Source organism: Thermoactinospora rubra (genome assembly GCF_002093975.1).
GTDB lineage: Bacteria > Actinomycetota > Actinomycetes > Streptosporangiales > Streptosporangiaceae > Nonomuraea > Nonomuraea rubra_A.
The window spans coordinates 451,282-470,636 of sequence record NZ_KZ084324.1 but is presented as its reverse complement, the minus strand read 5'-3'; the positions used below and the strand labels follow the sequence as shown (position 1 = coordinate 470,636).

Genomic DNA, 19,355 nt, shown 5'->3' with positions numbered 1-19,355 from the left:
CCTCCTCTTCAATCGCCACGCGCGCGGGCGCGCAGTCTGACGTACAAATTTGCCGGGTGGGTGTTGCGTTCATGCTGGCGGGACGACCTTCGAGAGCGCGTTGATGATCCTGTCCGACGCATCGCCTCGCCGGTCGGTGAGATTACCAAGGAGCTTGAGTGCGAAGCGCATCAGCCTCGGGTGGGGTAGCGCGTGCCGTACTCCGAAGCTCATGAGACCCGGCTGCCCGATGGCTTCGACGAACAACCTGCCGAGCGTGAAATAACCGCCGTAGGCGTCCTTGAGGATCTTGGGGTAGGCGCGCAGCATGCGCTCGCGCTGGGCCGGGGTGCTCTGCCGGAGCGCCTTGGCGATCACCTCGGCGGCGATCTCGCCGGTCTCCATGGCGTAGGCGATGCCCTCGCCGTTGAACGGGTTGATCGCGCCACCCGAGTCGCCCACGAGGACCAGGCCCCGGGTGTAGTGCGGCTGCCGGTTGAAGGCCATCGGCAGCGCCGCCCCGCGGATCGGGGCCGTCATGTTGCCCTCGGCGAACCCCCACTCCTCGGGCATGTTCTTGGTCCAGCGGCGCAGCAGGTCGCGGTAGTCGATGTGCTTGAACGCCTCGCTGGTGTTGAGCAGGCCCAGCCCCACGTTGGCGGTGCCGTCGCCGACGCCGAACACCCAGCCGTAGCCGGGCAGCAGCGTGTCGCCGTCCCACAGCTCCAGCCAGATCTCCAGGTAGTCGTCGTCGTGGCGGGGGCTCTCGTAGTAGGTGCGTACGGCGACGCCCATCGGGCGGTCGGGGCGCTTGTGCAGGCCCATGGCGAGGGCGAGGCGGGTGGAGTTGCCGTCGGCGGCCACCACGATCCGGCTCCTGAAGGAGCGTCCGTCCTTGGTGGTGACGCCGACGATGTGGCCGCTGCGGTCGTCGAGGATGGCGCCGCTGACGGTGACGCCCTCCATCAGGCGCGCGCCCGCCTTGACCGCGTTGGCGGCGACGATCTGGTCGAAGTCCTTGCGGGTGCGGACCAGGCCGAAGTCGGGGAAGCTCCGCAGCTGCGGCCAGTCGAGCTCGAAGCGCAGGCCGCCGCCGACCACGCGCAGGCCCTTGTTGCGGATCCAGCCGGGCCCGTCGATGTCGACGCCCATGTTGAGCAGCTGCTTGACCGCACGCGGGGTGAGGCCGTCGCCGCAGACCTTCTCGCGGGGGAACCTGGTCTTCTCCAGCACCAGCACGTCCAGCCCGGCGCTGGCGAGGTAATAAGCGGTGGCGGAACCGGCGGGACCGGCGCCGACGACGATGACGTCGGCGTCAGCCTGGGTGGCGGCTGGCACGGTCACGGGAGGTGTCCTGTCCTGAACGCTGGAGCGGCCTCGTGGTGGCTTGTGTTCCTTTGTGAAGGTCTTCACAAGCTGTCGCAGGGCAGTCTAACGCCTTTCCGGCGTACGGTGGCAGCCGGGGCGGTCACGGGCGGGCAACGTCAAGGGGCCTCCCACCGGTGACGGGAGGCCCCTTGACGATCGTGCTTCAGACGTCGAATTCGGCGTTTCGGACACCGGCCAGAAAGGCTCGCCACTCGCCGTGCGAAAAGGTAAGAACCGGACCGGATGGGTCTTTAGAGTCACGAACGTGCACCAAGGAGTCAGCGCGGAGAATCTCCACACAGTCTCCCGTCATATGACTAAAGGTGCTTTTCACCCATATGGGTGAGATCTCAGCTGACATAGCGGCTCCCCTGGTGATTACGGGAAGCAGCCTACCGGTGACGCCTAGTTAATGGCTGCGGTATGGCTGCGATCATGGAAAGAAGGAGCCGAATTCTTGCACAGAAGAAACCATCCGAAAAGATCCGCAGGCCCGCGGGGCTTCAGCCACCCCTCGGCGCGCCAGGCGATGCCAGCGCCTCCCTGCTGAACTGCCCGGACGCGACTCCGGCCAGGAAGGCGTCCCACTCGGCGGCAGTGAAGGTCAGCTTTGCGGCATGGGGACTCTTCGAGTCTCGGACGACAACCTCTCCCGTGGCCGTCAACCCGACTTCCACACAGTCACCAGAGATGTGGCTGTACGTACTCTTGCGCCACATGACGGGGTCATCGTCTATGGCTGACACTATCTGTCTCCTTTGCCGGGATACCTAACGGCATACCCAGTCAAGAGATCGTAAAATCGCCGAGTCGATCGGCAATACGCATGATCATCTCTACCGAGTCTCGCTCTGGCAGGGCATTCTCTGTCAGGAACTCGAATATGCGCTGGTAACGATAGGCCTCCTGCTCGTCCTCGTGGAGGCTCGCCGACCCATAGCTCTCCTGGTATAGGACGTCGCCATAGAGGCGGCCCAGCGGTTCCCCGACGTCGGGGAACCGCAGGAGCACGAAGCTCTCCCATGCGGCCATGCGGGCCGAGTCGAACGGCCACACCTGGACCGTCACGTTGGGCAGCGAGGCCATCTTCTGCAGGTGGCGAAGCTGCTCGATCATCACCTCGGCCGATCCGACCCGCCGGTGCAACACCGCCTCGTCGAGCACGGCCCGGAAGTGGAGCGGTGGATCGGCCGTCAGCAGGCGCTGACGGCGCAGGCGGATCTTCGTGCGCCGTTCCACCTGACGGGGCGTGATGAGGCTGAACGGCACGCTCTGCTCCATCATGGCGTGCGTGTAAGCATGGGTCTGGAGCAGGCCGGGCAGGACTCCCGTCTGCCACGACCAGATCTCCTCGGCGCCGTGTTCCAGCCCGATGAACGCCAGGTATGACTCTCCCGCGTCATCGGCATAGGCGTCCCACCATGCCTTCTGCTCCGACTCTCGCGCCAGCCCCAACAGCGCCTCCCGCAACTCCTGCGGCGCGCCGTACAACTCGCTCAGCGCGACCACGTCGTCCGCTGAGATCCCGACCTGGGCCTTCTCCAGCCGTGACAGGCGAGAGGTCGACCATCCCAGGGCTCGCTGGACATTCGAGCCGGTCATCTGCGCGTCCTCGCGGAGCCGGCGAAGCTCGAGGGCGAGCCGCCGCCTGCTGACAGTCGGACTGGGTTCCCGAGTCACCAGCGACTCCTCACTCCATGCCCCCGAAATCGGCACATTCCTCTTACTTTGGGAGTCCCAGCGGGATTCCCGCAGCGATTCCCGGGAAGAATCTCAGCGAGTCTCCCGGCGGGAAACCACCATCATAGCTCCGAGCCGCCCAGCGAGCGCGGATTCCGAGCACATAGGCGCATCACCGAGCCAGATCGCATCCTGGCCCACGCCCACCCCCGGAGAACGGAGCCGCGTTCCATGAGCCGACCCACCCCCCAAGCATGCCCGCCCAAGCGCAACATCCTCATCTGGTCGTCCGGCCCCCAGCCACCACGCCGCCCGCGACGGCGACCGCTGGGAGCCGCGATCGGAGCGCTGGTCCGGTGGCGCAGCGAGCTGTCCGCCGCCGCGATCCTGGTCCTGACCTACCACCAGCTCGCGCTGTGGAGCGATCCACTGACCGCGGCGCTCGCGCTCCTGGGCAGCACGCTGGCGTTCCTGGGCACGCCGCCGCTGCGGCGCAGGATCCGGGAGCACGTCGTCGGCCTCGCGGTACGGCACCGCTTCCAGGGTCTGTGCAAGCACTCGGCCATGCGTGACCCGGAGGGCCGGTTGCCGCTCGTGCTGCGATGCGAGACCGAGGGCGACAGCGTCTTCCTGCTGCTCTGGCTGCGCCGCGGCATGACGCCGGAGCTGGTCTACGCGCACCGCTCGCTGATCAGGACCGCCTGCGCCGCGGCGGACGTCGTCCCCTACCCCCATCCCATGAACGGCGCGCTGCTCACCCTGCGGGTGGTTCACCCCTGGGGCTTGTAGGCGCGATGCAGCGCCACGGTGCCGAGCGACAGGTTCCGCCACGCCACCCGCTCCCAGCCCGCGCGCCGGATCACGGCCGCGAGCGCGGGCTGGTCGTGCCAGGCGCGGATGGACTCGGCGAGGTACTCGTAGGAGTCGTCGTTGGACCCCGCCAGCTTGCCGATCCTCGGCAGGACGTGCGCCAGGTAGACCTGGTAGGCCGCGTTGAACGGCTTGAGCGTGGGCTGGGAGAACTCGGACACCACCAGCCGCCCGCCCGGCCTGGTCACGCGCAGCATCTCGCGCAGCGCCCGCTCGGTGTCGTGGACGTTGCGCAGCGCGAAGGAGATGGTCACCGCGTCGAAGACGCCGTCGGCGAAGGGCAGGTTGAGCGCGTCGCCGGCGACGAACGGGATGCCGGGGCCCGACAGCGCGCTGCCGCCCATGCGACGCGCGCCGGTGCGCAGCATGCCCAGGGAGAAGTCGCAGGCGATCGCGCGGGCGCCCAGGGTCGTGAAGGTCACGGTGGAGGTGCCGGTGCCGGCGCCCAGGTCGAGCACCACCTCGCCGGGACCGGCGTCGACCGCGCGCGCCGTCGCCCTGCGCCACAGCCGGTCCTGCCCCATGGACATCAGATCGTTGACCAGGTCGTAGCGGCGGGCCGTGCGATCGAACATCGCGGCGACCTCGTGCGGCTTCTTGTCCAGCTGCGCGCGTGTCATGGTGGTAAGCCTAAAGGCCGCTCCCCGCGCCCCTCCGGAGCCCCAGCCGTACGGAAAAGATCAACGCAAAGTCATCATGACATTACCCATGGTGTGTTAAGACTTGGCGAATGATTGTCCGAACGGCCCTTGCGGCGACCCTGGCCCTGTCCCCCCTGGCCTCTCCCGTCGCGCACGACCGCGTGGTCTCCGCGAACCCGGTCGACAACACTCCGCACGTGCTCGACGGCATCGTCAACGCCATCGCGCTCGTCGGCGGCACGGTCGTGGTCGGCGGCTCCTTCACCGAGGTGAGCGACGCCCGGCGGGGCGTCGTCCACGAGCGGGCCAACCTGTTCGCCTACGACCTGGCCACCGGCTCGATCCTGCCGGGCTTCGCCCCCGAGCTGGACGGCCCGGTGCACGCCCTGGCGGCGGGCCCGTCGGGCACCGTGTACGCCGGTGGCGACTTCACCACGCCCGACGGCGCCGCCTCCCTGGTACGGCTGAGCCTCGCCGACGGGTCGGAGGTCCCCGGCTTCGCGCCGCGCATCGGAGGCGGGATGGTCACCGCCCTGGCCAGGCGCGGCTCCCACCTGTACGCCGGAGGCGACTTCACCCGGCCCCGCACCGCGCTGGCCAGGCTCGACGCCACGACGGGCGCGGCGGACCCGTCCTTCACCGTCACGCCCGGCAGGCCGCTGACGCCGCGGGTGAGGGTCCACGCCCTGGCCGTCACGCGCGACCGGCTGGTCGTCGGCGGCACCTTCACCACGCTCGGCGGGCCGGCGCGCCCGCAGCTGGGCGTCGTCGACATCGGCCGCCGAGTCCCCAAGGTCGCCGACTGGCGCACCGACGCCTACGCGCCCAGGTGCAAGGAGACGTTCCCGTCCTACGTGCGCGGCCTCGACGTGTCGCCCGACGGCTCCTACTTCGTGGTGGTCACGACGGGCGGGGCGGGCGGCAGGAGCAAGCTGTGCGACAGCGCGGCCCGGTTCGAGACCTACGCCAGGGGTTCGGGGATCCGCCCGACGTGGGTCAACCACACGGGCGGCGATTCGCTGTACTCGGTGGCGGTCACCGGCGCGGCGGTCTACGTGGGCGGGCACCAGAGGTGGCTGGACAACCCCCTGGGGCGCGACTCGGCGGGACCGGGGGCGGTGCCCCGGGAGGGGATCGGCGCGATCCACCCGCGCACCGGCAGGGCGCTGGCGTGGAATCCCGGGCGGGAGCGAGGAATCGGAGTCAAGGCCTTTCTCGCGCATCCCGGCGGCCTACTGGTCGGTAGCGACACAACGCGGCTCGGACGGGAGTACCATGCCCGAATTGGCATGTTTCCTCGATCTTAGCCATCCTCCGGCCTGGGCCGGTCGAGCTTCTGGCTGAGCCGGGCGCTCACCGCGTCGCGCTGCTTGGACAGCAGGACGTAGCTGGCGATCCCGCTGAACACCGCGGCAGCGAGGATGAGGAGCCAGGAGCGCATGCCAAGCACGTAGAGCAGACCGAGCGCGACGAGGAACAGGCCGATCCGCGACAGGGTGTAAACGAGGACGGGGTGCACAACCTCGAGGTTACTCCCCGCTGGGGCGTGTCATCTCTTCGCATCGGGCGCGAGCGCTGCTACTGTTCCCAGTCAGGTGGTTTCGTAAAGAAACACCCACGAGAGCCCCAAAAAGGCTCTATCATATAACAATCGGGCAGTCAGCTGATAACAACCCGTGATCTTTGTAGAAAACCACGGATAAATCAGGCTTCGCTCGACACACTGGTTACCTGTCCGCCCGCTGGCAGGAAGCGGGATGCGAGGGGGAGAGATTGGTGGAGAGTAGCAGCGAGCGTCTGCTGACCCCGGGCGAGGTTGCCGCCCTCTTCCGGGTAGACCCAAAGACCGTGACGCGCTGGGCAGCGGCAGGCCGCATCAGTAGCATCCGCACCCCCGGAGGGCACCGGCGCTTCCGCGAGTCGGAGGTGCACGCCCTTCTTCGTGGCGAGGACGTAGTGGCGGCCGACAGGTCGGCAGGCGAGTCCCCGCGCGTCTGACGTTCGGTCAACGGTGATCCTGCCGCCACAAGCCGCAGGGTCACCGACTGGAACGCCCTCGGGCCGGCGCCGTGCGTCAGTCCTCGCGTGTCAGTCCCCTGTGTCAGCCCCCGTGTCAGCCTCCCGCTGCGCCCCTGACGCTTCCTGCTGCGCCTTGAACGCCAGAAACTCCCGCTCCAGTTCGTCGTTGCCGGCCTGCCACCGCTCCCTCCGCGCGGCGAGCTCCTCCTCCGTGAGCGCCTCGGGCAGCCATTTGTCGTAATCGGGATCCCCCGGCTCCAGCTCGACGTAGGCGTTGCCGATGAGCCGCCCGTCCTCGCTCGTGACACTCCGCGGCACGCGCAGCCTGCCGTCGGCGAGCCGGATGACATACATGGCTGACCACCTAAATTCCGTAACGCCGGTTGAAGAACAGCATGACCTCCAGCGCCGTCCGGGTGTCACCGCTGAGCATGTCCACCAGGGCCGGACGCTGGCGGGAGGCGATGGCGGCGAAGGCGTCGGCGAAGAACTCCTTGCGCCCGATCCCGCCACCCTGGCGGTGGAACGCCGACACCAGCAGCGGCTTTGCTCTCTCGTAGAGTGCCACGAACTCCGGCGAGTCGGAGACCCAATCGCCGTGGCGGCCGTCGACGTCGTCGATCGCGTGGCCCACCTCGTGCATCATCACGTCGGGCGTGGGCGAGGGCCGGTCCCCCACCACGATCTTGCGGTCGCCGTACGCGCCGGCGCAGATGTCCCAGGTGGCGCGGCCGGACGGCAGCGGCGCGCCGCGCAGGTAGCCCATGTCGTCCAGGTCGGGCACCCCGCCCGCGCCGACGTAGATGCCGTCGAGCCGCTCGGCCAGCAGGTCCTTCAGCCGCTCCGGCAGCGCGGCCAGGCTCTCCACCGCGCGGACGGCGTCGGCCGACGGCGGCCCCTGGCGCGCGTCCCACTGCCGGTGCAGGATCCTCTCCAGCTTCCCGCAGTGGCGTAAGCCGTCGCCGCGCGGCGGCGCCTCGGGCCGGTTGGGCTGCGCCCGCGGCCGCTCGTCGGGCAGCTCGAAGTCCTGCCAGGTGTACTGCGGGCGGTCCAGGATGGCCGCTGAGAGCCGTTCAGGGGCCCGCTCGGGGCGATCCACCCAGATGGACCGCTCCGGCCCCCGAGAGGGCTCTCTGCGCCGCGAGAAGAGGTATGAGCCGCGCCGCCACCAGCTGCCGCGTCGATGACGCCCGCCGTCCTCTGAACGCACCTTCGTACGGTACGGCGGAGCGCGGGCCGAGCGACAGGGTCTGGACACGACAGCGCCCGCGATGGCTTACAGTTCGGGACATGGCGGGTGTGCTTATCAGCCTTGCGGTGCTGGCCTTCTGGCTCTACTCCCTCTTCGACGTCATCACCTCGCCGGAGGAGGAGACCAGGAACCTGCCGAAGGTGCTCTGGGTCCTCATCGTCGTCGTGCTGCCGGTGGCGGGCAGCGTGCTGTGGTTCCTGCTCGGCCGTCCCCGCGTCGCTCCCGGCCCGCCGCGAGCCATGCGTCCCAGGCCGGAGACGCCCTCGGCGCCCCCGCCCAAGGGCCCGGAGGACGACCCCGAGTTCCTCAAGGAGCTGGAGCGCCGCCTCCGCGGCGAAGACTAGGGAGGGCTACTCGACGCCCGCGTAGCTGTGCAGGCCGTCGAGGAAGATGTTGACGCCGATGAGGTTGAACAGCAGGCAGCCGAAGGCCAGCAGCTGCACGATCGTGGTCGACCTGCCGCGCCAGCCGGCCGTCACCCTGGCGTGCAGGTAGGCCGCGTAGGCCACCCACGTGATGAACGACCAGACCTCCTTGGGGTCCCAGCCCCAGTAGCGGCCCCACGCCTTGTCGGCCCACATCGCGCCGGCGATGACGGCGAAGGTCCACACCGGGAAGGCCAGCACGATGGCCCGGTGGGCGATGCGCTCCAGGTCGGCGCGCAGCGGCAGGCGCGAGGGCCCCTCGCCGCGCACGAGGGACAGGATCCCGGCGACGGCGCCCACGACGAACAGCCCGGTGGCCAGGATGGCCGCGGTGACGTGGATGGCGATCCAGTAGGAGTTCAGCGCCGGCACCACCGGCCCGGCCTGCGTGTAGAGGAACCTGACCGAGAAGCCCAGCCCGAGCACCACGGCGATCATCACGAAGGCGCCGAGGAAGCGCACGTTGCTCCGGGTCTGCGCCACGAGGAACGCCGTCGTGGCGGCCAGGCAGATGGCCACGACGAACTCGTACATGTTGCCCCACGGCCAGCGGCCCACGGCCAGCCCGCGCAGCACGATGGCCGCCAGGTTGGCGGCCCAGCCCAGCCAGGCCAGGGCCAGCGCCGCCCGGCCCGCCGTGGGCGCCCACGCGGGCGGCTCGGGCCCGCTCTCCTCGACGCGGCTCCCGCCGCCGCCCACGCCCACCTTCGCCTCGGGCGCCTTGACCTCGGCCCGTGACCGGCCGAAGGCCAGCTCCAGCGCGAAACCGATCATGGCGAGGAGGTAGGCGAACACGGCGACGACGATGAGCGTGTCGCTCAACCCGGCCAGCTGGTCAGCGGACATCCCTGTCTCCGTTGGATTGGACCCTGGTGGATAGGACCCGGACGATGTCGGCGAACTCCTCGGCGAAGCCCGCCGCGGAGCCCTCGGTGCGGGTCAGGCCGCCCGCCTCGGCCGTGCCGCCGGCGACCCGGACGAACACGCGGCGCCTGCGGATCATGAGGGATCCGACGATCCCGGCGACGGCGAGCGCGGCCGAGACCAGCGCGGGGACCCGGCCCGGGTCGTAGGCGATCTGGAGGGTGATCCACTCCTTGACGCCGGTGAACTCGATCTTGCCCGCGCCGCCCGGCAGGTCGAAGGAGTCGCCGACCTTCAGCGGGTGCGACCCCATGAAGATCCGGTCGAGCTTGGCCATGATCTCCGGCGGGGCGATCTGGTAGACCGACTGCGGCACGCCGGAGCGGGTGCCGAGGTCGCCGGTGAAGGCCGCCATGAGCCGCAGCTCCGGGGCGAGCGGCGCGGGGAAGCGCGAGCCGCCGTGTCCGTCGCGGGTCGGCGCGAAGGCCAGGTAGAGGCCCAGCTGGGACGGCCTGGCGTCGGGCGCCTTGACGACGCAGTCGGACAGCAGCGTGGCCCTGACCGTGATCAGACAGGGGACGGCCCGGTCGACCACCACCTGGCCCTTGCCGTCGGTCACCTTGACCACGGGGGCGTAGCCGTGGCCGATCAGGTAGGTCTGCGTGCCGCCCACGTCGAGCGGCTCGTTGACCTTCAGCTCGTAGTCGCGCCTGTCGTCCACGCGCAGGAAGGCCGAGTAGTCGAGCTCCTGGCCGCGGGTGGAGTAGGTGGCGCGGAAGTCCTTCAGCGTGAACCAGAACGGCTCCAGGGACTGGGCGTCGACCAGCCGCCCGGGGGTGAACTGGTCGTAGGCGGCCACCGTGTTGGCGAAGCCGTCGCCCTCGACCACCAGCACGTTGCCGCGGTAGCCGAACAGCGAGCCGACGGCGACGGCGACCAGCAGGCCCAGCAGCGAGATGTGGAAGACGAGGTTGCCGGCCTCGCGCAGGTAGCCCTTCTCGGCCGACACCCAGCCGTCGCCCGTGACGACGCGGAAGCGCATCCGGCGCAGCCGCCGGGCGGCCTCCTCGACGGTGAGCTCGCCCGGCAGCTCGGCGTGGTGGGGCAGCCTGGACAGGTGGCGCGGCGCGGCGGGCGGCCTGCGGCGCAGCTCGCGGGCGAAGGTGACGGTCCGCGGCACGATGCAGCCGATCAGCGAGGTGAACAGCAGCAGGTAGACGGCCGCGAACCAGGGCGAGGCGAAGACGTCGAAGAGGAACAGCCGGTCGTACCACTCGGCCAGCGCCGGGTTGCTCTCGTAGAGCTGGGCGACCTTGTCGGGCTCCACGCCGCGCTGCGGCAGCAGCGAGCCGGGGATGGACGCCAGCGCGAGCAGGAACAGCAGGATCAGTGCCGTCCGCATCGAGGTGAGCGTGCGCCAGCCCCAGCGCAGCCAGCCGGCCGGGCCCAGCCCGGGGGCCTTCTCGGCGGGGGGCGTCTGCACGGCGGTCATCAGATCACCGGCCTGAATCCGCCGATCCAGGTCTGCATGGCCGCGACCAGCTGGCCCCACCAGCCGGTCACGAGCAGGACCCCCACGGCCACCAGCATCCCGCCGCCGAGGCGCGTGATGAGCGGCGTGTGGCGCCTGATGGCCTTGAAGGTGCGCAGCGCCTTGCTGTAGGCCAGCGCGGCGGCGACGAACGGCAGGCCCAGGCCCAGCGCGTAGGCCACCGCCAGCAGCGCGCCGCGCGAGGCGCTGGCCTGGCTGTAGCCCAGCGAGAGCACCACCGCGAGCGTGGGGCCGATGCACGGGGTCCAGCCCAGGCCGAACACCACGCCGAGCAGGGGCGCGCCGGCCAGGCCCGCTCCCGGCACGCGGTGGATGCGCACGTCCCGCATCAGGCCCGGGACCAGGCCGAGGAAGGCCAGGCCGAGCACGATCGTCACGACGCCGATGACGCGCGTGATGACGTCGGCGCTGCCGTACAGCACCGAGCCGAGGCCGCCGAACAGCGCGCCGCCGGCCACGAACACCGCGGCGAACCCGAGCACGAACAGGACGGTCCCCAGCACCAGCCGGCCGCGCCGCGGGTCGGCGCTCATGCCGGTCACGTACGACAGGTAACCGGGCACCAGGGGCAGCACGCAGGGCGACAGGAACGAGACCACCCCCGCCAGGACCGCGATCGGCACGGCCAGCAGCAGCGAGCCCGAGGCGACGACCTCACTCATCGCGCACCCTGGTGACGGCGTCGAGCAGGTCCTGGTACTTCACGGCGCCCAGCGCCCTGGCGGCCACGCGGCCCTGCTTGTCGATGATGAGCGTGGAGGGGATGGCCGCGGGCGGCACGGTGCCCTGGAAGGCCAGCGCGAGCCTGCCGGGCTGGTCGTAGATGCTCGGGTAGCCGGGCTGCTCGGTGCGCTCGAAGGCCAGCGCCTCGTTCTTGCTGTCCTTGAAGTCGATGCCCACGAACTCCACGCCACTGCTCTTGGTCTTGGCGGCCACGTCCTTGAGGATGGGGGCCTCGGCGCGGCAGGGGTTGCACCAGGAGGCCCAGAAGTTCAGCACCACGACCTTGCCCTTGTGGGCCGCCAGCGAGAGGCGCCCGCCGTCCAGCGTCTCCCCCTCGATCGGGGGCGCGGGCTTGCGGTCGGCCGCCGGGAAGACCTGCACCTTGCCGTCTCCGGCGACGAACCGGGTGTCACCCGCCTGCGGCTGGGCGTCCTGGGCACCGGCGCAGCCCGCGGCGAGCGCGACGAGCAGGGCGAGGGTGAGGGACGTCGAGCGCACTGGAGGATGATCTCCCTGTACTACAGCCGGTAGAGCTGTAACTCTACCGGGGGCCTCACGCGCCCGGCACACTAGGGCCTTGGACGAGAGACCGGGCGGGCTCGCTGTAGCCCACGCTGACGAGCCGGTCGCCCTCGAAGGTGAAGCTGGTCAGGCTGGCCAGCTCGCACTGCCGCCGCCGCGGGTCGTGCCACAGCCGCCGGCCCTCCGCGGCCAGCCGGACGACCCAGATGGGCAGCTGGTGGCTGACCAGCACCGCCTCGTGGCCGCGCGCCTTCCTGCGGGCGTCGATGATGGCCGCCCGCATGCGGGCCACCACCTCCACGTACGGCTCGCCCCACGACGGGCGCGCGAAGTTCCAGAAGTGGCGGTAGTTGCGCAGGCTGCGGAAGAACTCCCCGACGGGCCTGCCCTCCAGCACGTTGGCGGCCTCCACCAGCCGGTCGTCGGTCACGACCTCCAGGTCCAGCGTCGCGGCCAGCGGCGCGGCGGTCTCCCGCGCCCGCTCCAGCGGCGAGCTGTACAGCGCGACGATGTCGCGCCCGGCCACCGACTTGGCCACCAGCTCGGCCATCCGGTGGCCGCGCTCCGACAGGTGGTAGCCGGGCAGCCGGCCGTACAGGACGTTGCCGGGGTTGTGCACCTCACCGTGCCGCAGCAGGTGAACGACGGTGGTCTCAGCCATGGTGCCGCCAGCCTATACGCCCCATGGGTCGCACAGGCCTCGGCGGAGGCCGGCGCGAGGTGCGCGGACCGGCGAGAGGTAGAGTCGTCGCCCCCGCCTCTGGAGTCGTGCCGTGAGTCCTGTGGCCCTCGTCCTGGTCCTCGTCGCCGCCGTCTGCCACGCCTCGTGGAACCTGCTGAGCAAGCAGGCCGCCAAGGTCGACGGGCTGGTGTTCGTGTGGCTGGTCGCCGCGGTGGCGTCGGTGGTGTGGCTGCCGGTCGCGGCCGGCTTCATGCTGGTGGCCGGGACACTGCCCACTTGGCGGGACCTGGGGCTCATCGCGGTCAGCACGGCCCTGCACCTGGGGTACTTCGTCACGCTCCAGCGGGGGTACGGCACAGGCGACCTGTCGGTGGTCTACCCGGTCGCGCGCGGCACGGGCCCGATGCTGGCCGGCGCCTTCGCGATCGCCTTCCTGCACGAACGGCCCTCGCCGGCGGGCGTGGCCGGGATCGTGCTCGTGGGCGCAGGGGTCTTCCTCATGAGCGGCGGCGGGCGCGCCTCGCCGCCCGGCGTGCTGTGGGGGCTGGCGACCGGGCTGTTCATCGCCGGCTACACGATCTGGGACGCCCAGGCGGTGGGCGCGCTGGCGGTGCCGCCGCTCCTGCTGACGTTCTTCGGCGAGGCGGGCAGGATGCTGGCCCTCACGCCCGCGGCGCTGACCAGGCGGGCGGCGGTGGCGGCGGCCTGGCGCGAGCACCGGGCGCGCGTGGTGGGCTCGGCCGTGCTGGTGCCGCTGTCCTACCTGCTGGTCCTGTTCGCCTTCACCATGGCGCCGGTGAGCGTCGTGGCCCCGGCGCGCGAGGTGAGCGTGCTGGTGGCGGTGCTGCTGGGCGGCCGGCTGCTGGCCGAGGGGCACCTGGCGCGGCGGCTACTCGCCGCGGGGATCATCCTGGGCGGCGTCGTGGCGATCGCGCTCAGCTGAGCTGGGCCGATCAGCCGGCCTGGACCTTCTCGGCCTGCTCGCCCGGGATGAGCTCGCGGCTGACGGCCGACAGCGCGTCCACGGCGGCGCGGATCGCCGGGCGCCGGGCCGCGTCGGTGCGCCACAGGGCCCAGATGCGCCGGATCTGCCGGGGCAGGGTCGGCACCATCCGCACCCTGTCCGGCACGTAGCAGCGGCCCAGCCGGGGCACGATCGCGCAGCCCAGGCCCGCCTCGACCAGCGCCAGCTGGGTGTCGTACTCGTTGGCCCAGTAGACGACCTCGGGCTCCAGGTCGTAGCTGCGCAGCGTGTAGACCAGCCACTCGTGGCAGATCGTGCCGGGCGAGCCGCTGATCCACCCGGCGTCGCGCAGCTCCGACAGCTCGATCTCGGCCCGGCCGGCCAGCGGGTGGTCGGCGGGCAGGGCGACGTCGGCGATGTCGTCGAACAGCGTCTTGCGCGACAGGCCCTCCGGCACGCCCAGCGGCTGGTTCATCCAGTCCTGCGCCACCACCAGGTCGAGCTCGCCGCGGACGACCTTGCGCATGGCCACCTCGGGCTCCAGCTCGTACAGGTGCGCCTGCAGCTCGGGGTGGCGCTTCCGCAGCAGCACCAGGGCCTTGGGGAGCAGGCCCCTGGCGGCCGTGGGGAAGGCGCCCACGTTGATGCGGCCGACCACGGCGCCGCGCAGGGCCTGGAAGTCGGCCTCGGCGCTCTCCACCAGCGCGAGGATCCGCTCGGCGTGCTCGGCCAGGACTCCGGCGGCGTCGGTGAGGCGGATGCCGCGGCCGTTGCGCTCCACGAGCGTCGCGCCGGTCTCGCGCTCCAGCTTGGCGATCTGCTGGGAGATCGCGCTGGGCGTCACCATCAGGGCCTCGGCCGCCGCGCCCACCGAGCCATAGACGTGGACGGCGTGCAGCGCCTTCAAGCGGTTCAGGTCCAACATGTCGGCCTCCCGTAAGCAGTGCTTAAGAGTTTAGCGTAGAAAGAATCGATTGTGCTAGACCGTGAAGCAGGCGAAAATATATGCATGCGAATGATTAAGCGGACCAAGCAGCAGACCGAGACCTCGTACCTGCGCCTGCTCGCCGAGCAGACCCGCGAGCGGCGCAACCGTTACCTGAAGAAGTAGCCCCGCGGGGGACCTCCCCCGCGGTGGGCTACCGTCCTGTGCATGGACGTCCGGCCCTACGTGCTGCTCAGCTGCGCCATGTCGATCGACGGCCACATCGACGACGGCTCTCCTGAGCGGCTGATCCTCTCCGACGCCGCCGATCTCGACCGCGTGGACGAGGTCAGGGCCGGATCCGATGCCATCCTCATCGGAGCGGGCACGCTCCGCCGGGACAATCCGCGCCTGCTCGTCGCCTCGCCGGAGCGACGGGCGCGGCGCGTGGCCGAGGGGCGGCAGCCGTACCCGCTCAAGGTGGTCGTGACCGAAAGCGGCGAGCTCGACCCCGAGCTCAGGTTCTGGCACCACGGCGGCCACAAGCTCGCCTACTGCCCCGACGCGGCCGTCCCGCGGCTGCGGGCGGCCCTGGGCGGCCTGGCCGAGGTGATCGGCCTCGGCCCGCGGGCCGACCTCGAACGGCTGCTCGACGACCTCGGCCGCCGCGGCGTGCGGCGGCTCATGGTCGAGGGCGGCTCCAGCCTCCACACGCAGTTCCTCGCCCTGGACCTGGCCGACGAGCTCCAGCTGGCCATCGCGCCCGTGCTCGTGGGCGACGCCTTCGCCCCGCGCTTCGTCGATCCGGCGCCCTTCCCCGCCGGCCGCATGGTCCTCGCCGAGACGCGGCAGGTGGGCGACATGGCGGTGCTGCGTTACCTGCCCCGCCACCACCGCCGCTGGCTGCGCCTCGCGATCGAGCTGGCGCGCCGCTGCCCTCCCTCGGCGACCGCCTTCTCCGTCGGCGCCGTCATCGTCGACGAGCACGGGCGGGAGCTGGCGCGCGGGTTCTCCAGGGAGACCGGCCCCCACGTGCACGCCGAGGAGCAGGCCCTGGCCCGGGTACGGCCCGGCGACCCCAGGCTGCGCGGCGCCACCCTCTACAGCTCGCTCGAACCCTGCGCGAAGCGGGCCTCACGCCCCCGGACGTGCGCCGAGCTGATCGTGGCCGCCGGGATCCCCCGCGTCGTCTTCGCCTGGCGGGAGCCGCCCACCTTCGTCGCCGGCGCCGAGGGCGCGCGGGTGCTGCGCGCCGCGGGCGTCGAGGTCGTGGAGATGCCCGAGCTGGCCGAGGCCGCGCGGGAGGTCAACGCGCACTTGCCGCGGCCTTAGCCGCGGCGGGCAGCGCGTCGGCCACCCGGGAGATCGCCTCCTCGTCGTGGGCGGCGGAGACGAACCAGGCCTCGTACGCCGAGGGCGGCAGGTAGACGCCCTGGTCGAGCATCGCGTGGAAGAACGCGCGGAACGCCGCCGTGTCCTGCGTGCGCGCCTCGTCGAAGGTCGTGACCTCGCGGTCGGTGAAGAAGATCGAGAACAGGTTGCCGGCCTTCTGCAGGCGGTGCGGCACGCCTTCGGCGGCGAGCGCCTCGGAGGCGGCCCCGGCCACGGCGTCGGCGGCGGCGTCGACCCTGGCGTAGGCCTCGGCGTCGAGCGCGCGCAGCGTCGCCAGCCCGGCCGCGCAGGCGATCGGATTGCCCGACAGCGTGCCGGCCTGGTAGACCGGCCCGGCCGGGGCGAGGCGCTCCATGATCTCGGCGCGTCCCCCGAAGGCCGCGGCGGGCATCCCGCCGCCCATGACCTTGCCGAACGTCATCAGGTCGGCGGCCACCGGCTCCAGGCCGTACCAGCCCGCGGCGGACACGCGGAAGCCGGTGAGCACCTCGTCGACGATGAGCAGCGCGCCGTGGCGCGTGCAGATGTCGCGCAGGAAGGCGTTGAAGCCGGGCGCGGGCGGCACCACGCCCATGTTGGCCGGGCAGGCCTCGGTGATGACGCAGGCGATCTCGAAGGCCGCGAACGCCTCCTCGACGGCCTCGCGCGAGTTGTACGGCAGGACGATCGTGTCGGCCGCGGAGGCGCCGGTGACGCCGGGCGTGTCGGGCAGGCCGAAGGTCACCACGCCCGAGCCGGCGGAGGCGAGCAGCGCGTCGACGTGGCCGTGGTAGCAGCCGGCGAACTTGACGACCTTGGAGCGGCCGGTGAAGCCGCGCGCCAGCCGTACGGCGCTCATGGTGGCCTCGGTGCCGGAGGAGACCAGGCGGACCTGCTCGACGGGCGCGACGCGGGCGACGATCTCCTCGGCCAGCTCGACCTCGCCGGGGGTGGCGGTGCCGTACGAGAAGCCCTGGGCGACCGCGGCCTCGACGGCGGCGACCACGGCCGGGTGACGGTGGCCGAGGATCATCGGGCCCCACGAGCAGACCAGGTCGACGTAGCGGTTGCCGTCGACGTCGGTGATGTACGGGCCCTGGCCGGAGGCCATGAAGCGCGGCGTGCCGCCCACGGCCCCGAAGGCGCGGACGGGCGAGTTCACGCCGCCGGGCACGACTGCGCGGGCTCGGGCGAACAGCTCCTCGGACTTCGTCATGCCTTTCAGCCTAGTGGGAGTTGCCGGAGTCGTATGGCGTACGGTACGTTGTACGGCATGCGATACACACCCACCACCGAAGACCTCCAGAGCATCGAGCAGTGGTTCGCCGAATACGACGCCCTCGCCGCCAAGGGCGAGGTGGACAGGCTCGCGGACATGGCGATCTTCCCGATGAACCTGGCGACCGACGTGCCCGGCGGCTACGGCGCGGTGCGGCAGTGGACCAGGGAGGAATACCTGGAGACGATGCGGCAGGCCATGGGCGAGGGCGCGGCGGGGCTCAAGCCGAAGCGGACGCCGCACTTCCTCAGCCCGAACCTCGTCGTCGTGGAGACCGTGGACGAGGAGCACGGCATGCACTACGCCGACCTGCTCGTGCGCACGGCCGACGGCTGGGGCTTCCAGACGATGGTGCAGGGCGGCTGGGGCCACGGCTGGCCCCCGGCCAAGCTGGGCTAAGACGCGAGGGGCGCCCCGAGCAGCCGAGCGGAGCGCGGCAAATCAAACAAGGAAGTCGAGGACCCGGAGCGGGTCGGGGAGCGGGCGGCCGTCGGGTGGCCGCAGCCACGAACACGGCCGGCCCGAGGGGAGCATCGAGGGCGGAGCCAGCACGTAGCTGTCACGGCAGTGCCAGCGCACGCCGGGCGTGCTGTCGATCTCCGCGGGCGTGCAGTCGAGGCTGCACGTCCACCACTCGTCCTCGTCCTCCGGGTTGCCCCTCGTGGCCACGAAAAACAGCACCCGGTCGCCGTTGGCGGCGACCGGGCCGGTGTGCAGGTGGGCGGCGTCCATGCGGGCCAGGGCGGGCATCCCGAGCGTGAGCGGTACGTCGAAGACGTCGAACACGCGGCCCGTGGGCAGGATCACGTTCGCCTCGGGGTCGCGCTGCCACCAGCGGGTGAGCAGCGCGGTGTCCGTCGTGGCCTGCATGTGCCAGGCGGGCGAGAGCGGGTGCTGACCGGGGCTGGGACAGCCCACGCGGTCACAGGAACACGCGCGGGGGCCGCGACGCAGGGGATGCGCGCCCGGGACACAGGGCCAGCCGAGCGCCGCGTATCCGAGGACGGAGTCGAGGCGTGTCGGATGGGCCCGTTTCCTGCTGCGCCTGGCGAGTGGTACGCCGACCATGCCTCATCTCCTCCCGTTTGTTCCGCGCGCGACCTGAGCTGTCCCCCGACTCCGGGCATACACGCACACGAGGAGTCTGCTGCAAAAGGACACACCCGCACTTGTCTGTGCACTCTAACGCACAGGCTTCCCATGCGATCGCGAAACCCCCCGTTAGAGGCGTCGCGCCACCTCGGTGGCCCAATACGTCAAGATCATGTCGGCGCCCGCGCGGCGGATCGCGACCAGCGACTCCATGATGGCCCGCTCCCGGTCGATCCAGCCGTTGGCCGCCGCCGCCTCGATCATCGCGTACTCGCCGCTGACCTGGTAGGCGGCCACCGGCACGTCCACCGCGTCGCGCACCTGGCGCAGGATGTCGAGGTAGGCCAGCGCCGGCTTGACCATGACGATGTCGGCGCCCTCGTCGAGGTCCAGCCGCACCTCGCGCAGCGCCTCGCCGACCGGCCCTGCCGGGTCCTGCTGGTAGGCCTTGCGGTCGCCGAAGTTCTTCGGCGTCTCGACCGCGTCCCTGAACGGGCCGTAGAAGCCGGAGGCGTACTTGACCGAGTAGGCCATGATCGGCACGTTGGCGAAGCCGGCCGCGTCGAGCGCCCGCCGGATGGCCCTGACCTGGCCGTCCATCATCCCGCTCGGCGCCACGAGCTGCGAGCCGGCGCGGGCCTGGGCGACGGCCATGGCGGCGTAGCGCTCCAGGGTGGCGTCGTTGTCGACCTCGCCCGAGTCGGTCAGCACGCCGCAGTGCCCGTGGTCGGTGACCTCGTCCAGGCACGTGTCGGCGCCCACCACGAGCGCGTCGCCGACCTCGGCCACCACGTCGCGCAGGGCCGCCTGGGTGATGCCGTCGGGGTCGTCGGCGGCCGAGCCGAAGGCGTCCTTCTCCTCGGGGACGCCGAAGATCATGATGCCGCCCACGCCCGCCGCGGCCGCCTCGTGCGCGGCCTTGCGCAGCGAGTCGCGGGTGTGCTGGACGACGCCCGGCATCGACGCGACCGGCTGCGGCTCGGCGATGCCCTCCTTGACGAACACCGGCAGGATCAGCTGCTCCGGATGCAGCCACACGCCGGTGACCAGCCGCCGCATCGCGGGTGTACGGCGCAGCCTGCGCGGCCGGGCGGCCGGGAACTGGGCGCTCATGCCGGCTCCCGCGTCGTGGCGGGCGCGGCGGTGC

Annotated in this window: 24 protein-coding genes; 7 read left to right on the top strand and 17 right to left on the bottom strand. The window is 71.2% G+C overall.

Annotated elements, in window-relative coordinates; all coding sequences use genetic code 11:
* Window positions 1-69: 69 nt before the first annotated feature.
* The 4 genes from BSB02_RS02435 to BSB02_RS02420 form a co-directional block, all read right to left on the bottom strand.
* On the bottom strand, window positions 70-1,323 hold the full coding sequence (locus tag BSB02_RS02435; RefSeq protein WP_084956085.1) for a geranylgeranyl reductase family protein: 1,254 nt from the start codon (window positions 1,321-1,323) through the stop codon (window positions 70-72).
* A 187-nt stretch (window positions 1,324-1,510) separates the two neighbouring features.
* On the bottom strand, window positions 1,511-1,708 hold the full coding sequence (locus BSB02_RS02430) for a DUF397 domain-containing protein (RefSeq protein WP_084956082.1): 198 nt from the start codon (window positions 1,706-1,708) through the stop codon (window positions 1,511-1,513).
* Between the two features lie 142 nt (window positions 1,709-1,850).
* Window positions 1,851-2,066: a DUF397 domain-containing protein gene (locus BSB02_RS02425; RefSeq protein WP_084956310.1), complete on the bottom strand. Its 216-nt coding sequence runs from the start codon at window positions 2,064-2,066 to the stop codon at window positions 1,851-1,853.
* A gap of 67 nt (window positions 2,067-2,133) precedes the next feature.
* Entirely contained in the window at window positions 2,134-3,027 is an 894-nt protein-coding gene (locus tag BSB02_RS02420; RefSeq protein ID WP_084956081.1) for a helix-turn-helix domain-containing protein, read from the bottom strand.
* Window positions 3,028-3,258: 231 nt separating this feature from the next.
* Between BSB02_RS02420 and BSB02_RS02415 the strand changes: the two genes are divergently transcribed.
* A complete protein-coding gene (locus BSB02_RS02415) occupies window positions 3,259-3,816 on the top strand; it encodes a hypothetical protein (protein WP_084956077.1) in 558 nt (185 codons plus the stop codon).
* Here BSB02_RS02415 and BSB02_RS02410 read toward each other — a convergent pair.
* Complete coding sequence (locus BSB02_RS02410; protein WP_084956075.1) at window positions 3,798-4,517, bottom strand: demethylmenaquinone methyltransferase; 720 nt, start codon at window positions 4,515-4,517, stop codon at window positions 3,798-3,800. The two genes, BSB02_RS02415 and BSB02_RS02410, sit on opposite strands and share 19 nt — an antisense overlap.
* Before the next feature lie 110 nt (window positions 4,518-4,627).
* On the opposite strand from BSB02_RS02410, the gene BSB02_RS02405 reads away from it, so the two are divergent.
* On the top strand, window positions 4,628-5,845 hold the full coding sequence (locus BSB02_RS02405) for a hypothetical protein (protein ID WP_084956072.1): 1,218 nt from the start codon (window positions 4,628-4,630) through the stop codon (window positions 5,843-5,845).
* Here the strand turns inward: BSB02_RS02405 and BSB02_RS02400 are convergent.
* Window positions 5,842-6,057, bottom strand: coding sequence for a DUF4229 domain-containing protein (locus tag BSB02_RS02400; protein ID WP_084956069.1), 216 nt, complete (start codon window positions 6,055-6,057; stop codon window positions 5,842-5,844). The two genes, BSB02_RS02405 and BSB02_RS02400, sit on opposite strands and share 4 nt — an antisense overlap.
* A 257-nt stretch (window positions 6,058-6,314) precedes the next feature.
* On the opposite strand from BSB02_RS02400, the gene BSB02_RS02395 reads away from it, so the two are divergent.
* The gene (locus BSB02_RS02395) at window positions 6,315-6,536 is read left to right on the top strand and encodes a BldC family transcriptional regulator (protein WP_084956066.1); all 222 of its coding nucleotides are present in this window, start codon (window positions 6,315-6,317) and stop codon (window positions 6,534-6,536) included.
* A 90-nt stretch (window positions 6,537-6,626) separates the two neighbouring features.
* Here the strand turns inward: BSB02_RS02395 and BSB02_RS02390 are convergent, their stop codons facing one another.
* Window positions 6,627-6,911 (bottom strand): hypothetical protein, encoded by a 285-nt coding sequence (locus BSB02_RS02390; RefSeq protein WP_084956063.1) that lies wholly within the window; start codon window positions 6,909-6,911, stop codon window positions 6,627-6,629.
* Between the two features lie 10 nt (window positions 6,912-6,921).
* Window positions 6,922-7,656 (bottom strand): hypothetical protein, encoded by a 735-nt coding sequence (locus BSB02_RS02385; RefSeq protein WP_240506111.1) that lies wholly within the window; start codon window positions 7,654-7,656, stop codon window positions 6,922-6,924.
* Between the two features lie 191 nt (window positions 7,657-7,847).
* Here BSB02_RS02385 and BSB02_RS02380 point away from each other — a divergent pair, with 191 nt between their 5' ends.
* Entirely contained in the window at window positions 7,848-8,153 is a 306-nt protein-coding gene (locus tag BSB02_RS02380) for a PLDc N-terminal domain-containing protein (protein ID WP_084956056.1), read from the top strand.
* A 6-nt stretch (window positions 8,154-8,159) separates the two neighbouring features.
* Here the strand turns inward: BSB02_RS02380 and ccsA are convergent, their stop codons facing one another.
* Genes ccsA through BSB02_RS02355 form a run of 5 tightly spaced genes read right to left on the bottom strand, consistent with a single transcriptional unit; the run spans window position 8,160 to window position 12,556 of the window.
* A complete protein-coding gene (ccsA, locus tag BSB02_RS02375; RefSeq protein WP_084956053.1) occupies window positions 8,160-9,080 on the bottom strand; it encodes a cytochrome c biogenesis protein CcsA in 921 nt (306 codons plus the stop codon).
* A complete protein-coding gene (gene resB, locus BSB02_RS02370) occupies window positions 9,070-10,590 on the bottom strand; it encodes a cytochrome c biogenesis protein ResB (RefSeq protein ID WP_084956050.1) in 1,521 nt (506 codons plus the stop codon). Before resB ends, ccsA begins: the two co-directional genes overlap by 11 nt.
* Complete coding sequence (locus tag BSB02_RS02365) at window positions 10,590-11,312, bottom strand: cytochrome c biogenesis CcdA family protein (protein WP_084956047.1); 723 nt, start codon at window positions 11,310-11,312, stop codon at window positions 10,590-10,592. Before BSB02_RS02365 ends, resB begins: the two co-directional genes overlap by 1 nt.
* Entirely contained in the window at window positions 11,305-11,871 is a 567-nt protein-coding gene (locus BSB02_RS02360; RefSeq protein WP_084956046.1) for a TlpA family protein disulfide reductase, read from the bottom strand. Before BSB02_RS02360 ends, BSB02_RS02365 begins: the two co-directional genes overlap by 8 nt.
* A gap of 55 nt (window positions 11,872-11,926) precedes the next feature.
* Window positions 11,927-12,556 carry a histidine phosphatase family protein gene (locus BSB02_RS02355; RefSeq protein WP_084956043.1) on the bottom strand — a complete coding sequence of 210 codons (630 nt, stop codon included), beginning with the start codon at window positions 12,554-12,556 and terminating at the stop codon, window positions 11,927-11,929.
* A 112-nt stretch (window positions 12,557-12,668) separates the two neighbouring features.
* On the opposite strand from BSB02_RS02355, the gene BSB02_RS02350 reads away from it, so the two are divergent.
* Complete coding sequence (locus tag BSB02_RS02350; protein ID WP_084956041.1) at window positions 12,669-13,520, top strand: DMT family transporter; 852 nt, start codon at window positions 12,669-12,671, stop codon at window positions 13,518-13,520.
* A 10-nt stretch (window positions 13,521-13,530) separates the two neighbouring features.
* Here BSB02_RS02350 and BSB02_RS02345 read toward each other — a convergent pair whose 3' ends face one another.
* Window positions 13,531-14,466, bottom strand: a complete 936-nt coding sequence (locus tag BSB02_RS02345) for a LysR family transcriptional regulator (protein ID WP_084956038.1) — start codon at window positions 14,464-14,466, stop codon at window positions 13,531-13,533.
* Window positions 14,467-14,694: 228 nt separating this feature from the next.
* Between BSB02_RS02345 and BSB02_RS43255 the strand changes: the two genes are divergently transcribed.
* Window positions 14,695-15,798 carry a dihydrofolate reductase family protein gene (locus tag BSB02_RS43255; protein ID WP_084956037.1) on the top strand — a complete coding sequence of 368 codons (1,104 nt, stop codon included), beginning with the start codon at window positions 14,695-14,697 and terminating at the stop codon, window positions 15,796-15,798.
* Here the strand turns inward: BSB02_RS43255 and hemL are convergent.
* Window positions 15,773-17,053: a glutamate-1-semialdehyde 2,1-aminomutase gene (gene hemL, locus BSB02_RS02335; protein WP_084956035.1), complete on the bottom strand. Its 1,281-nt coding sequence runs from the start codon at window positions 17,051-17,053 to the stop codon at window positions 15,773-15,775. The two genes, BSB02_RS43255 and hemL, sit on opposite strands and share 26 nt — an antisense overlap.
* Before the next feature lie 57 nt (window positions 17,054-17,110).
* Between hemL and BSB02_RS02330 the strand changes: the two genes are divergently transcribed.
* The gene (locus BSB02_RS02330; protein WP_143590147.1) at window positions 17,111-17,515 is read left to right on the top strand and encodes a nuclear transport factor 2 family protein; all 405 of its coding nucleotides are present in this window, start codon (window positions 17,111-17,113) and stop codon (window positions 17,513-17,515) included.
* 42 nt (window positions 17,516-17,557) lie between these two features.
* Here the strand turns inward: BSB02_RS02330 and BSB02_RS02325 are convergent, their stop codons facing one another.
* Together BSB02_RS02325 and hemB are read right to left on the bottom strand one after the other, a co-directional pair.
* On the bottom strand, window positions 17,558-18,184 hold the full coding sequence (locus tag BSB02_RS02325; RefSeq protein WP_084956031.1) for a bifunctional DNA primase/polymerase: 627 nt from the start codon (window positions 18,182-18,184) through the stop codon (window positions 17,558-17,560).
* 153 nt (window positions 18,185-18,337) lie between these two features.
* Window positions 18,338-19,321, bottom strand: a complete 984-nt coding sequence (gene hemB / locus BSB02_RS02320; protein WP_084956029.1) for a porphobilinogen synthase — start codon at window positions 19,319-19,321, stop codon at window positions 18,338-18,340.
* Window positions 19,322-19,355: the final 34 nt, after the last annotated feature.